Source organism: Streptomyces sp. NPDC087901, from assembly GCF_044742205.1.
GTDB lineage: Bacteria > Actinomycetota > Actinomycetes > Streptomycetales > Streptomycetaceae > Streptomyces.
Genome location: NZ_JBIUUC010000007.1, coordinates 348,207 through 363,113, shown reverse-complemented (window position 1 = coordinate 363,113; position 14,907 = coordinate 348,207). Strand labels below are relative to the sequence as shown.

General features: G+C 69.7%; 11 protein-coding genes. 4 read left to right on the top strand and 7 right to left on the bottom strand.

Going from position 1 to position 14,907, the window contains the following annotated elements; genetic code table 11:
• Positions 1-9: 9 nt before the first annotated feature.
• The 3 genes from ACIOEW_RS23680 to ACIOEW_RS23670 form a co-directional block, all read right to left on the bottom strand.
• On the bottom strand, positions 10-924 hold the full coding sequence (locus tag ACIOEW_RS23680) for an ABC transporter permease (RefSeq protein WP_401965715.1): 915 nt from the start codon (positions 922-924) through the stop codon (positions 10-12).
• Positions 921-1,916: an ABC transporter permease gene (locus tag ACIOEW_RS23675; protein WP_350999929.1), complete on the bottom strand. Its 996-nt coding sequence runs from the start codon at positions 1,914-1,916 to the stop codon at positions 921-923. The genes ACIOEW_RS23680 and ACIOEW_RS23675 overlap by 4 nt, the downstream gene beginning before the upstream one ends.
• A gap of 186 nt (positions 1,917-2,102) precedes the next feature.
• Positions 2,103-3,839 carry an ABC transporter substrate-binding protein gene (locus tag ACIOEW_RS23670; RefSeq protein ID WP_401965712.1) on the bottom strand — a complete coding sequence of 579 codons (1,737 nt, stop codon included), beginning with the start codon at positions 3,837-3,839 and terminating at the stop codon, positions 2,103-2,105.
• Between the two features lie 223 nt (positions 3,840-4,062).
• Here ACIOEW_RS23670 and ACIOEW_RS23665 point away from each other — a divergent pair, with 223 nt between their 5' ends.
• The 4 genes from ACIOEW_RS23665 (at position 4,063) to ACIOEW_RS23650 (ending at position 9,665) form a co-directional block, all read left to right on the top strand.
• On the top strand, positions 4,063-5,082 hold the full coding sequence (locus ACIOEW_RS23665) for a LacI family DNA-binding transcriptional regulator (protein ID WP_362542830.1): 1,020 nt from the start codon (positions 4,063-4,065) through the stop codon (positions 5,080-5,082).
• Positions 5,083-5,212: 130 nt separating this feature from the next.
• On the top strand, positions 5,213-6,046 hold the full coding sequence (locus tag ACIOEW_RS23660) for an NAD(P)H-binding protein (protein ID WP_401965710.1): 834 nt from the start codon (positions 5,213-5,215) through the stop codon (positions 6,044-6,046).
• Between the two features lie 262 nt (positions 6,047-6,308).
• Positions 6,309-7,079: an ABC transporter ATP-binding protein gene (locus ACIOEW_RS23655; protein ID WP_362542824.1), complete on the top strand. Its 771-nt coding sequence runs from the start codon at positions 6,309-6,311 to the stop codon at positions 7,077-7,079.
• A 57-nt stretch (positions 7,080-7,136) separates the two neighbouring features.
• A complete protein-coding gene (locus tag ACIOEW_RS23650; protein WP_401965707.1) occupies positions 7,137-9,665 on the top strand; it encodes an ABC transporter permease in 2,529 nt (842 codons plus the stop codon).
• 82 nt (positions 9,666-9,747) lie between these two features.
• On the opposite strand, the gene ACIOEW_RS23645 is transcribed toward ACIOEW_RS23650, so the two are convergent.
• From ACIOEW_RS23645 to ACIOEW_RS23630, 4 genes are all read right to left on the bottom strand, one after another.
• Positions 9,748-11,052, bottom strand: coding sequence for a class I SAM-dependent methyltransferase (locus ACIOEW_RS23645; RefSeq protein ID WP_401965705.1), 1,305 nt, complete (start codon positions 11,050-11,052; stop codon positions 9,748-9,750).
• A gap of 364 nt (positions 11,053-11,416) precedes the next feature.
• Positions 11,417-12,802 carry an NAD(P)/FAD-dependent oxidoreductase gene (locus tag ACIOEW_RS23640; RefSeq protein WP_362542815.1) on the bottom strand — a complete coding sequence of 462 codons (1,386 nt, stop codon included), beginning with the start codon at positions 12,800-12,802 and terminating at the stop codon, positions 11,417-11,419.
• Positions 12,803-13,236: 434 nt separating this feature from the next.
• Positions 13,237-14,181 carry a Ppx/GppA phosphatase family protein gene (locus ACIOEW_RS23635; protein ID WP_362542812.1) on the bottom strand — a complete coding sequence of 315 codons (945 nt, stop codon included), beginning with the start codon at positions 14,179-14,181 and terminating at the stop codon, positions 13,237-13,239.
• 133 nt (positions 14,182-14,314) lie between these two features.
• Positions 14,315-14,854 carry a DUF501 domain-containing protein gene (locus tag ACIOEW_RS23630; RefSeq protein ID WP_401965702.1) on the bottom strand — a complete coding sequence of 180 codons (540 nt, stop codon included), beginning with the start codon at positions 14,852-14,854 and terminating at the stop codon, positions 14,315-14,317.
• Positions 14,855-14,907: the final 53 nt, after the last annotated feature.

The window sequence follows — 14,907 nt, the reverse complement described above, 5'->3', positions numbered from 1 at the left end:
AGTCATGTCTCAGGCCTCCCGGAGCTTCGGGTTGAAGACCTCGTCGAGTCCGACGTTGGCGACGTAGAGCGCGCCGACGATCGCGGTGATCCCGGCGCCCGGCGGGACGAACCACCACCACATGCCGAGTTGGAGCGCGCTCCACTGCTGGGCGCTCTGCAGCATCATCCCGAGCGAGACGCCCTCGGTGGGGCCGAGCCCGATGAAGTCGAGGGAGGAGGCGATCAGGACGGATCCGCCGAAGAGCAGGATGAACATCATGAAGAGGTACGAGCTCATGTTGGGCGCGATCTCGCGGAAGACGATCCGCCAGGTGCCGCTGCCGCTGAGCCGGGCCAGGTCCACGAACTCCCGGGTGCGCAGCGAGAACGTCTGCGCCCGGATGGCGCGCGCCGCCCAGGGCCATGAGGTGAGCCCGATGAACAGGCCCTGCACGGCGACCGACCGGACCCCGAGGTAGGCGTTGATGATCAGCAGCACGGCGAGGGCGGGCAGCACCAGGACCACGTTGGTGATCATGTTGAGGATCTCGTCGACCGCTCCGCCCCGGTAGCCGGCCAGGAAGCCGACGAGCATGGCGATGGCGGCGGCGATGGCCCCGCCGACGACGCCGACCAGGAAGGTGGCGCGCAGCCCGTGCACGAACTGGGCGTACACGTCCTGGCCGAAGGTGGTGGTGCCCATCCAGTACGTGCCGTCGGGCGGCGCGGCCTGCGGGCCCACGTACTCGTTGGGGTCGGCGTTGTCGAGCAGCGGCGGGCCGATGATGCCGGTGAGCAGGAGCAGCACGACGACGGTGAACCCGATGATGAGTTTGGGGTTGCGCACGGCGTAGTGGAGCGTCTCGCGGCCCGGCTTGGCCGCGGCGGCCGCGGGTCCGGCAGCGGGGCCGGTGTCTGTGGCCGGTTCGGGCACGGTGCTCATGACTGGCCTCCTGCCATGCCGGTACGGGTCCGGGGGTCGACGACGACGTACACGATGTCGATGAGGAAGTTGGCGATCAGTACGCCGATGACGATGAACAGGAACGCGCCCTGGAGCAGGAAGAAGTCCTGGTTCTGGATAGCGGCCAGGATCAGCGAGCCGAGCCCCGGATAGGCGAACACGATCTCGGTGACGAGGGCCCCGGCCACCAGGACGCCCAGCTGGAGGGCGAGTCCGGTGATCTGGGGCAGGACCGCGTTGCGGAAGGCGTAGCGGCGGATGAGCCGCTGCGGTGCGCCGAGGGCCGACAGATACGAGGAGTAGTCGGACTCCAGCTCGTAAATGATCATGTTGCGCATGCCGATGGCCCAGCCCCCGAGCGCGACCAGGAAGAGCGAGAGGAACGGCAGCACCCAGTGCTGGAGCAGGTCCACGGCGAAGGCGGTGGACCAGTTCGGCTGTATGTCGAGGCTGTAGCCGCCCGAGAGCGGGAACCAGCCCGCCTTGGAGCCGAGCGCCCAGGCGAGGATGACGGCGATCCACATGTACGGCATCGCGGTCAGCAGGTACCCGGCCGGCAGCACGGTGTTGTCGAGCACCTTGCGGCGGGCGGCGAGCGCCCCGGCCCAGTTGCCGACGAACCAGCTGAGCAGGACGGACGGGATCATCAGCCCCAGCGTGTACGGGAGTGCGTCGAGCAGCACGTCGGCGACCGGCTTGGGGAAGACCCAGATGGACAGCCCGAAGTCGCCCTGCAGCAGGGCTCCCCAGAAGTGCAGGTACTGCTGCCAGACGGGCTCGTCGAAGCCGAAGAGGTTGTTGTAGTAGGCGCGCATGGCCTCGACGGCCTCGGGCTGCGAGACCCGGGCCCTGGCCACCATGGCGGCGACGGGGTCACCGGGCATGAAGCGCGGGATCATCCAGTTGACGGTGACGGCGACGACGAAGGTCAGTGCGTAGATCAGAAGTTTGCGGGCGAAGTAGCGGCGCAAGGGAGCTCCCCGGAGAGAGCCCCGCCGTACGGGCGGCGGTCAGGGCGGCAGGCGCACGGCGGGGCGGTCATGGAATCGAGAGCGACCGGCACGGGGCCGGCCGCCCTCCCGGAACGGCCGGCGCGGAGTCGGCCGCCCTCTCGGAACGGCCGGCACGGGGCCGGCCGCTCTCTCAGAACAGCCGTGTCACTTGACGGGCTTGATCTGGGTGAGGGCTTCAAAGCCGCCCATCTCCAGCCAGTTGCGCCACAGCGCCGGTGCGTACTTGGGCGCACCCGCGGCATCCGACGGCCAGTTCGTCCAGCTCCCGGTGGTGGACTGGGCCCAGAGGCCGTTGTACCAGAGCGGAATGACCGGCATCTCCTTGAGCTGGATCTCCTGGATCTTCGAGATGACCTTCTTCATGCCCTCGGTGTCGTCCGTCTTCACCCCGCCGAGCTCCTGGACGAGCTTCCAGGCCTCCTCGTTCTCGTACCGGCCGAAGTTGACCGTGTTCTGCTGCTTCTGGACGGGCAGCTGGAACATGTACTCGTAGTACGTCCACGGGGTGTTGGACAGCTGGCGCTCGTTGTTGACGACCAGGTCGAAGTTGCCCTTGCCGCGCGTCTCGTTGAGGGCGTTCGCGTCGGGGAACTCGGTGGTGATGCTGATGCCCGCGTCCTTGGCGGACGAGGCGATGACCTTGGCGGCCTCCATCCAGTCGGTCCAGCCGGTGGGCACGGCCAGCTTGAGACTGATCTTGGAGCCGTCCTTGTTCTCCACGAGGCCGTCGCCGTCGGTGTCCTTGTACCCGGCGTCCGCGAGGATCTGCTTGGCCTTGCCGGTGTCGAAGGAGAAGCCCTCGCGGGCCACCAGGTCCTGGTCGACGAACTTGTCCCACTGCGGGAGCAGACCGGTCGGGTTGGCGGGCTTGACCAGCTCCCCGTACACGCCCTTGACGATCTTCCCGGTGTCGACCGAGGCGGCGAGCGCCCTGCGGAAGGCCGCGTCGTTCATCGGCTTCTTCGTGGTGTTCGGCACCAGCCAGGCCGTGTTGGCGGAGAGCATGTAGGGCGGCTTGTCGTAGTACGACACGACCTTCTTGCTCTTGATCAGCGAGGAGGCCCCGGGCAGGAAGTTGTTGCTGAGGTCCAGCTGGCCCTGGCCCAGCTGGCCGATGACGACCTCGTTGCTGGGGTTGGAGACGTCGACGATGTACCGGGGCGCGGGCTTCATGTCGAGCGCCTTGACGCCCCACCAGTCGTCGCGCCGCTGCCACACGACCCGGTCCTGGGAGTGGCTCTTGAGCGTGTACGCGCCGGTGCCGACCGGCTTGTCGTTGACGCCGTCGAGGATCTCCTTCTCGGCGCGCTTGCTCCAGATGTGCTCCGGGACGACCGGCTGCCCGTAGAGCGTGAAGTCCCACTCCTGGTAGCGGGCCTCCTTGAAGGTGAAGCGGACCGTCGTGGCGTCCACCGCCTTCGCGTCCGACAGCCAGCTCCACAGGGTGTGGAAGGACGAGGCCTCGATCTTGCCGAGCCCGTAGGAGTACGCCACGTCCTTGGCGGTCAGCGGCTTCCCGTCCGACCAGGTGATGCCCGGACGGAGCTTCACCTCGTACGTCTTGTCGCCGGTCCAGCTGCCCGACTCCGCCAGCCAGGGCGTCAGCTTGCCCGCGTTGGGGTCGAAGTGGAACAGCGTCTCGTAGACCAGCCCCTTGGTGCCGGTCGCGTGGTCCCAGTTGTGCAGCGGGTTGTAGTTGGCCGGCGGCCCCCATTGCGTACCGGTGGTGTAGAGCGTCTCGTTGCGCGGAAGCGCACCGCCGCTCCCGCCGCCGGAACCGCCCGAGCCGCCCGCCGAGGAGCCGCCCCCCGTGCACGCGGTGGCGGCGAGTGCGATCACGGCGAGCGTGGCCGCGGTCCGTCCCCGGAATCCCGAGCCCATCGTCCCTCCTTCTCCCCGCCGTCCCTGCCGAGCGGAGTTACTGAACCGGGTAAGTGCCGTGAAGTTAAGGCCGCCGGGAGGGCATGTCAAGAGAGCGGGAGCGCTCCCATCTCTTTATTTTCAGGGGCAGTTGAGCGATCATCCTTCCTGGAGAGAAGCCGCACGCGAGAGGGACCGGCGACTAGGGCGTTCATTTCATACGAACCGGTTAAGCGAGGTCGCATTGCCCAGACACCGACCCACGATCGCCGACATAGCGCGCCGCGCCGGGGTCTCCAAGGTCGCGGTGTCCTACGCCCTGAACGACCGGCCGGGCGTCTCCCCCACGACCCGCGCCACCATCAAGGCCATCGCGCAGGAGATCGGCTGGCAGCCCAACAGCGCCGCCCGCGCCCTCACCCGCGCCCGGGCCGACGCGGTCGGCCTCGCCCTGTGCAGGCCTGCCCGGCTGCTCGGCATGGAGCCGTTCTTCATGGAGCTGATCAGCGGGATCGAGAGCGAACTCTCGCCGCGTGGCTGCGCCCTGCTCCTCCAGGTCGTCACCGATCCGGCGCAGGAGCTGGAGGTCTGTCGCCGCTGGTGGGGCGAGGGCCGAGTGGACGGCGTGTTCCTCGCCGACCTGCGCGGTCCGGACCCGCGGATCGACGGCGTCGTCGGCATGGGGCTGCCGGCCGTGGTGATCGGCCACCCCTCGGCGGCCGGCCCGCTCCCCTCCGTATGGTCGGACGAGCACGCGGCGCTCCGGGACACCCTCACGTATCTGACCGCACTGGGCCACCGGTCGGTCGGCCGCGTCGCGGGACTGCCCGGCCTCAACCACACACAGCTGCGCGACCGGGCCCAGCGCGAGATCTGCGCCGAACTCGGCCTCGGCGAACCGGTCATCGTCCACACGGACTACTCGGGACAGGACGGCGCACATGCGACCCGGCGGCTGATCAGCTCCCCGCAACGCCCCACCGCCGTCATCTACGACAACGACATCATGGCCGTGGCCGGCCTTTCGGTCGCCCAGGAGATGGGGCTCGACGTGCCGGACGACCTCTCCCTCGTCGCCTGGGACGACTCCCAGCTCTCCCGGGTCGTCCGCCCGCCGCTGACCGCGCTGAGCCGCGACATCCCGGCGTACGGAGGTCATGCCGCGCGCACCCTGCTGTCCCTGGTCACCGACGGCACGGCGGAGGGCTTCGAGGACGCGGCGGCCCGGCTGGTCCCGCGCGGGTCGACGGCCCCGCCGCGGTAGCGGGCGGAGCCGTCCTGCGGACAGGTCACCGAGGTGGTCGCCGGAGGGACCGGAACGGCCTTGACCTGAAGCGTGATTGAGCTCCTAGCGTCTCCTCCAGTTGACCGTCCGACGACAGGAGTTGGTACTCATGATTCTCGTAACGGGAGCCACCGGGAACATCGGAAGCGCACTGCTCGAAGAGCTGCACGCGTACGGTGCCGGGCCGTTGAGAGGACTCACCCGTGACGCCGCGAGGGCCGTGTTCCCCGAAGGGGCAGAGGCCGTCGAGGGCGACTTCGCGGACACGGATTCGCTGGAGCGCGCGTTGGACGGGGTGCGCTCGCTGTTCCTCGTGTCGCGTCTGGGCTCGGACGCCGACATCCTCGAGGCCGCCCGGCAGGCGGGTGTGGAGCACGTGGTGCTCGTGTCGTCCATTACGGTCCAGACCCATCCGCACCTCGGCCCCGCGGCCGAGAACCTGGCGGTCGAGCAGCTCCTCAAGGACAGCGGCATGGAGTGGACGATCCTGCGGCCGACGCAATTCGCTTCGAACTCCTTGATGTGGGCGGCGTCGATCCGTGCACACGAGACGGTCCGCGCACCCTATGCGGACACCGGACTCCCCACGGTCCACCCCTCGGACATCGCGTCGGTGGCCCGGGTGGCGCTGACCGAGCCCGGCCACCACGGGCGTACGTATGCCCTGACCGGTCCGGAGCGCGTGACGGCCCGGCAGCAGGCCGAGGCCATCGCCGCGGTACTGGAGCGGCAGGTGCCGTTCGCCGGGATCAGCCGGCAGGAGGCCCACGCCCGGATGGCCGCGGTCTTCGGGGACGAAGCCGCGGACGCAGTGCTCGACATCACGGGCGGGGACGTCAACGACGCGATACTGACGGTGCGCGACACGGTTTCACAGGTCACCGGCTCCCCTGCCAGACCGTTCCGGCAGTGGGTCGCGGAGAACGCCGCCGCGTTCCGCTGAACCGCCCGGCCCCCGCGCGCACGCAGGTGTACGTCGGTAGGCCGGATGAACGGGTGTCGCGCGGTAGGTGTCATACCGCAGGAGTACGCCGAGAGCCTGTGGTGCGACTCAAGGCGGCCCCCGGAACGGGCACCGGGAGTGACGCCCGGCGGCCGATCGGCGGAGACGATGGAGATGTGCCCCTCCCCCGGGCCCTCGCCGTTCGGCGGGGCCGTCGGGCGGCGAGGGCCCGTCCCGTACGAACCCGACCCTGGAGTCTCCCGTGACCACCATGTCCACCGCTCACCGCGCCACCGCGGTGGCCGCCCGCGCCACGGAACTCTCCAAGGTCTACGGAGAGGGCGAGACCAAGGTGACCGCCCTGGACCGGGTCACCGTCGACTTCCCGCAGGGCGAGTTCACGGCGATCATGGGCCCGTCGGGATCCGGCAAGTCCACGCTGATGCACTGCGTGGCCGGTCTCGACAGCTTCAGCAGCGGTTCGGTGCGCATCGGCGAGACGGAGCTGGGGTCCCTCAAGGACAAGCAGCTCACCCAGCTGCGCCGGGACAAGATCGGCTTCATCTTCCAGGCGTTCAACCTGCTGCCGACGCTGACGGCGCTGGAGAACATCACGCTGCCGATGGACATCGCGGGCCGCAAGCCCGACCAGGACTGGCTGCACAAGGTCATCGACATGGTCGGCCTCGCCGACCGGCTGAAGCACCGGCCCACCGAACTCTCCGGCGGGCAGCAGCAGCGCGTCGCGGTGGCCCGCGCCCTGGCCTCGCAGCCCGAGATCATCTTCGGTGACGAGCCCACCGGAAACCTGGACTCCCGCTCCGGCGCCGAGGTCCTCGGCTTCCTGCGCAACTCGGTGCGCGAGCTCGGCCAGACCGTGGTGATGGTGACCCACGACCCGGCCGCCGCCTCCTACGCGGACCGGGTGATCTTCCTCGCGGACGGGGCGATCGTCGACCAGATGATGCACCCCACCGCGGACGGGGTGCTGGACCGGATGAAGGCGTTCGACGCCAAGGGCCGCACCAGCTGAGCCCTGGCTCCTCCCGCGCCCCCCCCTTCCGGCCCCCCTCCCCCAGGACTGACAGACATGTTCCGTACCGCCCTGCGCAATGTGCTCTCGCACAAGGCCAGGCTGCTGATGACCGTCCTCGCCGTGATGCTCGGCGTGGCCTTCGTCTCCGGCACCCTGGTCTTCACCGACACCCTCGGCAACGCCTTCCGCAACCAGTCGGCGAAGAACTACGACGACGTCGCCGTCGCGGTCACCACCTATGCCGACCAGCGCGACCCGAAGTCCCGCGGCATCGACGCCGCCACCCTGAAGAAGATCGAGGCGCTGGACGGTGTCGGCACCGCCGCCGGCCGCGTCGACGGCTTCGCCGGGGTCGCCGACCCCGACGGCAAGCTGATCGGCAACGGCTGGTCCAACACCGGCGCCAACTTCGCCCCCGGCAAGGACGGCAAGGACTCCCAGTACGCCTTCACCGACGGCACCGGGCCCACCGCGGCGGGCAGCGTCGCCCTGGACAAGGACACCGCGAAGAAGGGCGAGTACAAGGTCGGCGACAAGGTGCGCGTCGCCACCAACGGGCCGGTGAAGGAGTACACCCTGTCCGGGGTCTTCACCACCGAGGACGGTGCGGTCAACGCCGGCGGCAGCCTGGTCCTCTTCGACACCCCCGTCGCCCAGCAGCTCTTCCTGCGCCCCGGCGAGTTCCGGAACGTCTCCGTCACCGCCGCGCCGGGCGCCTCCGACCAGCAGCTCCTGACCGCGGTGAAGCCCCTGCTGCCCGAGGACGCCGAGGCCAAGACCGGCAAGGCGCTCGCCGACGAGCAGGCCGAGCAGATCGAGTCCGGCCTGAGCAGCCTCAACAAGCTGCTGCTCGCCTTCGCGGGCATCGCTCTCTTCGTCGGCATCTTCCTGATCGCCAACACCTTCACCATGCTGGTCGCCCAGCGCACCAAGGAGCTGGCGCTGCTGCGCGCCGTCGGCGCCTCGCGCCGCCAGGTCAAGCGCTCGGTGCTGCTCGAAGCGGCCGTGGTCGGCCTGATCGCGTCCGTCATCGGCTTCGCCCTGGGCCTCGGCCTCGCGACCGGGCTGCGCTCCGCGATGAGTCTGATCGGCGGGAAGATCCCGGCCGGACCGCTCGTGGTCGCGCCGCTCACCGTCGTCGCCGCCTTCGGCGTCGGTGTCCTGATCACCGTGCTCGCCGCCTGGCTGCCCGCCCGCCGGGCCGCGAGGATCCCGCCGGTCGCGGCGATGAACAGCCTGTACGCGGCGGCCACGGTGAAGTCCCTGGTGCTCCGCAACTCGCTCGGTGCGGTCATCACCCTGCTCGGCGGGGCGGCGGTCGTGGCCGGTGCGGCACAGTCCGGAACGAATGCTCAGGTCGCCATCGCGGCCGGCGCCTTCCTGGCGCTGATCGGCATCATCATCCTGATCCCGCTGCTGTCCCGCCCGGCGATCGCCCTGGTGCGCCCGCTGCTGCGGCGGCTGTTCGGGGTCTCCGGCAAGCTGGCCGCGCAGAACGCGGTCCGCAACCCCCGGCGTACCGGCGCCACCGCCTCCGCGCTGGCGATCGGGCTCACCCTCGTCACCGGCATCTCGGTGCTCGGCGTCACCCTCGGCCAGGCGGTCGACAAGATGACGACGGACAACATCAAGGCCGACTACATGGTCTCGATGGCGAGTGGCGACGCGCTCGACGAGTCGGCGCTCACCGCGCTGGAGAAGGCCGACGGCGTCACCGCCGTCTCGCCCCAGCAGTCCGTCTGGCTGGACATCGGCGACACCTCGCTCTCGGCGTCCGGTGTCACCCCCGGTGATGTGCAGAAGGTCCTCTCCATCGACACCCTCTCGGGCTCGCTGGACTCCCTCGGCAAGGGCGAGATCGCCGTCTCGGAGAAGACCGCGAAGTCACAGGGCTGGAAGACCGGGGACAGCGTTCCGGTCACGTACGACGACGACAAGAAGGACAGCCTGCGGATCGGCGCGCTCTACAAGGACAACGAGTTCCTGTCGCCCGTCCTGATCCCCCGCGATGTCGTGGCCCCGCACGAGGGCCGTGCGGACATCCGCGAGATCTGGGTGAAGACGGACGGCGGCGCGAGCACGGCCAACGAGCAGGCGCTGGTGGACGCGCTGGGTGACAACCCCGGCATGAGCGTCATGGACCGCAACGACATCCGCGACATGTTCGGCGGCTCCATCAACCTCGCGATGAACATCATGTACGGCCTGCTGGCGATGGCCCTGATCATCGCGGTGCTCGGGGTCGTCAACACCCTGGCCATGTCGGTCTTCGAACGGCAGCAGGAGATCGGCATGCTGCGGGCGATCGGCCTGGACCGGCGCAAGGTCAAGCGGATGATCCGGCTGGAGGCCGTCGTCATCTCGCTGTTCGGCGCGGTGGTCGGCATCGGGCTCGGGCTGTTCCTCGGCTGGGCGATCGGCCGGACCGTGTCGGCCGAGATCCCGCAGTACGTCCTGGTCGTGCCGTGGGGCCGGATCGCGGTCTTCCTGCTGCTGGCCGGACTGGTCGGGGTGCTGGCCGCGATGTGGCCGGCCCGCAGCGCCGCGAAGCTGAACATGCTGACGGCGATCAAGACGGAGTAGTACGCGTACGCAACAGAACTGACGGAGGGCCGGTACCCGCATCCAGCGGGTACCGGCCCTCCGTCACGTCCGTGTCCCGGGATCAGCCGGTCGCGGACGCCTTCCAGTCGCGGGCGCGCAGCGGCATGCGGGCGCCCCCGCCCTCGGCCGGGCGGACCGCGAGAATCTGGTTCACGCCGATCTTGTTGTGCTCGAAGGAGAGCGCGGAGGCGGCCATGTAGAGGCGCCAGACCCTGGCCCGGCCGGGTGTGGTCATCCGCACCGCGCTGTCCCAGTCCCGCTCCAGGTTGGCGACCCAGCTGCGCAGGGTCAGGGCGTAGTGCTCGCGGAGCGACTCGACGTCGCGCGTCTCGAAACCGGCCTCTTCGAGCGTCGCGACGGTCCGGCCCACCGGGGCCAGTTCGCCGTCCGGGAAGACATAGGCGTCGATGAACTCGTCCACGTGGTACGCGGACTCGTCCTTCTCCGGGCGGCGGGCGATCTGGTGGTTGAGGAGTCGCCCGCCGGGCTTGAGGAGTGCGTAGAGGTCGTCGGCGTACTCGCGGTAGCGGACCGAGCCGACGTGTTCGGCCATGCCGATCGAGGAGATGGCGTCGTAGGGGCCGTCCCTGACGTCCCGGTAGTCCTGGACCCGGATCTCGATGCGGTCGGTCAGGCCCTCTTCGGCGATGCGCTTCCTGGCGAAGGCGGCCTGTTCGACGGAGAGGGTCACTCCGGTGACGTGGGCGCCGTACTCACGGGCGGCGTGGATGGCCATGGAGCCCCAGCCGCAGCCGACGTCCAGGAGGCGGTCGCCCTCCTTCAGTGCGAGCTTGCGGCAGACCAGGTCGAGCTTGTCGCGCTGGGCGTCCTCGAGGTTCCCGCCGTCCTCCCAGTAGGCGCAGGAGTAGACCATGGACGGGCCGAGGACCAGTTCGTAGAAGTCATTGCCCACGTCGTAGTGGTGGCTGATGGCCTCCTTGTCGCGGCGCTTGGTGTGCAGCGTGCCGGAGCGGCGGCGTACCTCCTCGGGCGGCGGCGGGGGCGGAGGCCAGGGGCCGGCCAGTTGCAGCAGTCCCTTGGCGGCGGCACGCAGCTTCGGGTCGCGGACCGGGTGGACGCTGTCCTTCGCTTCGCCGCCGCGTTCCCAGAGCAGCCCGGCCATCAGGTCCAGGGCCGCGTACAGATCGCCTTCGATGTCGAGCTCGCCGGCCACCCAGGCGCGGGCCAGGCCCAGTTCGCCCGGTTTCCACAGCAGGCGGCGCAGGGCACGGCGGTTCCTGATGACGAGGACAGGGGCACCGGGGGGTCCGGACTCACTGCCGTCCCAGGCCCGGATGCGGACCGGTAGGGGTTCTCCCAGCAACTCCTGGGCGAGAGCGGTCAGCCGCAACGCGGCGTCTGCCATGGCGCACACCTCCGTGATGGTGTTTCCCAACGTGCCCAGACATGCCCACACATGTCTCGGACCACGCCCCGGCACCCTTGGCGCCACGGCGAGGTACACCCCCTCAACAGTTTCCGGCGGCCGGGCCATCCCGCTACTGCGCAATGGAACGGCAAAATACCTGTACCGCACACGCATCCGCCGGGCTACTGGCCCCCGTGCTCCTCCGGCGGCTGCCGCGCCGGCCTACGCCGATACGCCGAAGGGGCCGCCCGCACCACGGATGGCGGACGGCCCCTTCGGGCGTCGTGCGACTGTCTGTCGCGGATGCGGAGATCCGCGGACCGGACCGGAGGGCCGGGGCCCTCCCGTCCGGGTGCGGGAACTAGGAGGCCTTGGCCTTCTCGCCCACGGGCTTGGCGGCGGCGGGGGCCGGCGCCGGCTTGGCGGCCTCGTAGAACTCCTCGCGCGGAGTCTCCATGGCGCCGAGCGAGACGACCTCGCGCTTGAGGAACATCGCCAGGGTCCAGTCGGCGAAGATCCGGATCTTGCGGTTCCAGGTCGGCATCGCCATGCCGTGGTAGCCACGGTGCATGTACCAGGCGAGACGGCCCTTGAGCTTGATCTTCACCTTGCCCATGACGATCATCGCGACGCCCTTGTGCAGGCCCAGACCGGCGACCGCACCCTTGTTGGCGTGGCTGTAGTCACCCTGCGGGAAGCCGCGCATCCCGGAGATGACGTTGTCACCGAGGACCTTGGCCTGACGCAGCGCGTGCTGGGCGTTCGGCGGGCACCAGGCGTTCGGGTTGCCGGCCTTGCGGCCGACCAGGTCCGGAACCTGGGCGTTGTCGCCCGCGGCCCAGATGTAGTCGGTGCCCTGCACCTGGAGCTTCTCGGAGGTGTCGACGTGGCCGCGCGGGCCGAGCGGCAGACCGAAGCGGGCCAGCGCCGGGTTCGGCTTCACACCGGCGGTCCACACGATGGTGTTGGAGTCGACCTCCAGGCCGTTCTTCAGCACCACGTGACCGTCGACGCAGGAGTCCATGGAGGTCGAGAGGAAGACCTCGACACCGCGGGACTCCAGGTGCTCCCGGCCCCAGGTGCCCAGCTTCGGGCCGACCTCGGGAAGGATCTTGTCGGCGGCGTCGACGAGGATGAAGCGCATGTCCTCGCGCTTCACGTTCGTGTAGTACTTCGCCGCATCGCGGGCCATGTCCTCGACCTCGCCGATGGTCTCCGCACCGGCGAAACCGCCGCCCACGAAGACGAACGTCAGCGCCCTGCGGCGGACGTCCTCGTCGGTCGTCGAGTCAGCCTTGTCCAGCTGCTCGAGGACGTGGTTGCGCAGGCCGATGGCCTCCTCGATGCCCTTCATACCGATGCCCTGTTCGGCCAGGCCGGGGATCGGGAAGGTACGGGAGACGGCGCCCATCGCGATGACCAGGTAGTCGAAGGGCAGCTCGTAGGCCTCGCCGACGAGCGGCGCAACCGTGGCGACCTTGCGGTCCTGGTCGATGGTCGTGACGCGGCCGGTGAGGACCTCGGCCTTGGGCAGCACGCGTCGCAGCGGGACGACGACATGCCGAGGCGAGATGCTGCCGGCAGCAGCTTCGGGGAGGAAGGGCTGGTAGGTCATGTACGACCGGGGGTCGACGACCGTGACGGTCGCCTCGCCGTAGCGCATCTTCTTCAGGATGCGCCGAGCTGCGTACAGGCCTACGTACCCACCGCCTACTACGAGGATCCTGGGACGCTCCGTGGTGCTCATGCCATCGAGTATCCACCCCCCTCGGGGGGCACGCTCGTGAGCCCCTTCACAAGGTATGGCCCACCCTCTGCTACACTTCGCCGCCCACGTGACCCAGGTCATGGCCCGGCCGGGGAACCACGACACTCTGGCGAACGTTGTTCACCGCTTGTGAGCTGGCCCTTGAGCCGCCGAGCGGGGTGAACCACCCCCCTGATTCACACTCCCGCAACGCGCCCGGAACCGTCCCGTACGAGGCGCGAGCGACCCCGCACACCCTCCCGCAGGCCCGTTCGGAGCAGAAGTCCGCACCAAGGGGCCGAATTCCTTGTGAAGAAGTTCACGAACTTCGTCGCGCCGCGTCTCCGAAGGTGCCCGCAGAGGGGCTCCAGCGGCTCAAAAGTGCAGGCCGGGGTGCTGATGAGCGGCGCTCGTGGCCGGTCGCTGGACCGGTCTCAGCGGGCCGCGTAGAAGGCGATGCCGTCGAGAATGTCGTGTTCGCTGACGACGACCTCGTGCGCCCCGGTCCGCTCCATCACGGCCAGCAGGATCAGCGCCCCCGAGGTGATCACATCGACCCGCCCCGGGTGCATCGCGCCGATCGCCGCACGCTCGGCGTGGGTCGAGGCGAGGAGCCGCCCGGTGATCTCCCGGACCTGCTCCAGAGAGATACGGGAGTGGTGGATCGCCTCGGGGTCGTACGCGTCGAGCCCCAGCGCGATGGCGGCCATCGTGGTGACCGTTCCGGCGAGACCGACGAGCGTGGCCGCCGAGGTGAGCGGGACGGTCTCCTCGGCAAGGTCCAGGGCGGCCTCGACATCGGCCCGGATCGCGTCGAAAGCGGCCGGCGCGGGCGGGTCGCCGACGACACCGTCCCGCACGAGGTGGCGCTCGGTCATCCGGACGCAGCCGATGTCCACGGACCGGGCCGCCCGCACCCGGTCGTCGCCGACGACGAACTCGGTGGAGCCACCGCCGATGTCCACGACGAGGTACGGCTTCGCCAGGTCGTCGCGCCCGACGAGCTCCTTGGTGGCCCCGTCGAACGAGAACTCGGCCTCCTGGTCGCCCGTGATCACCTCGGGCTCGACGCCCAGGATGTCCAGCACCCCGCGGACGAAGTCGTCCCTGTTCTCCGCGTCCCGGGAGGCGGAGGTGGCGACGAAGCGGACCTTCTCCGCTCCGAGCTCCTTGATCACCGCCGCGTACTGCCGGCAGGCGGCGAAGGTCCGCTCCAGCGCCTCGGGGGCGAGCCGGCCGGTCCGGTCGACGCCCTGCCCCAGCCGGACGATCTCCATCCGCCGGTCGAGCTCGACGAGCTCCCCGGTGGCGGGGTCGGCGTCCGCGACCAGCAGACGGATCGAGTTGGTTCCGCAGTCGATGGCGGCCACGCGTGTCATGTCTTCAGCCTCTCCGGCACATGTCTTCAAACCCATCCGGCACATGCCCCCAAGCCCCTCCGGCACATGTCCTCAAGCCCATCCGGCGATTGAGGAGCGGGGGTCCGGGGGCGGAGCCCCCGAGGAGGGAACCTCAGCCCTCGTCCCCGTCAGGCGCGCCGCAGGGCGACACGCACGGCCCCTTGCGCCACCACTCCGGCAGCATCGCGACCGCCTCGTCCCCGAGCGGGTTCACACCCGGCCCCGCGGCCAGCGAGTGCCCGACGAGCACGTGCAGGCACTTCACCCGGTCCGGCATGCCGCCCGCACTCGGGAAGCCCTCCAGCACCTCGACGGCGTCACGCCGCGCGATGTAGTCCTCGTGCGCGGCACGGTACGCCGCAGCCAGCTCGGGGTCGGTACCGAGGCGCTCGGTCATCTCCTTCATGACCCCGTTCGCCTCCAGCGTGCCGATCGCGGACGCCGCACGCGGGCACGTCAGATAGAACGTCGTCGGGAACGGCGTACCGTCCTCCAGCCGGGGCTGCGTCTCGACCACGTCCGGGTTGCCGCACGGGCAGCGGTGCGCGATCGCGCGCAGCCCCCGCGGCGGGCGCCCCAGCTGCTGCTGGAACGCGGCGATGTCCGCGTCGGTGGGCGCGGTGGACTCGGTCTGGGGAGGGGGCGTTTCCATGCCTGCCTAGGGGTTCTGATCGGACTGCTCGAACTGCGGTTCTGCAGATGTGA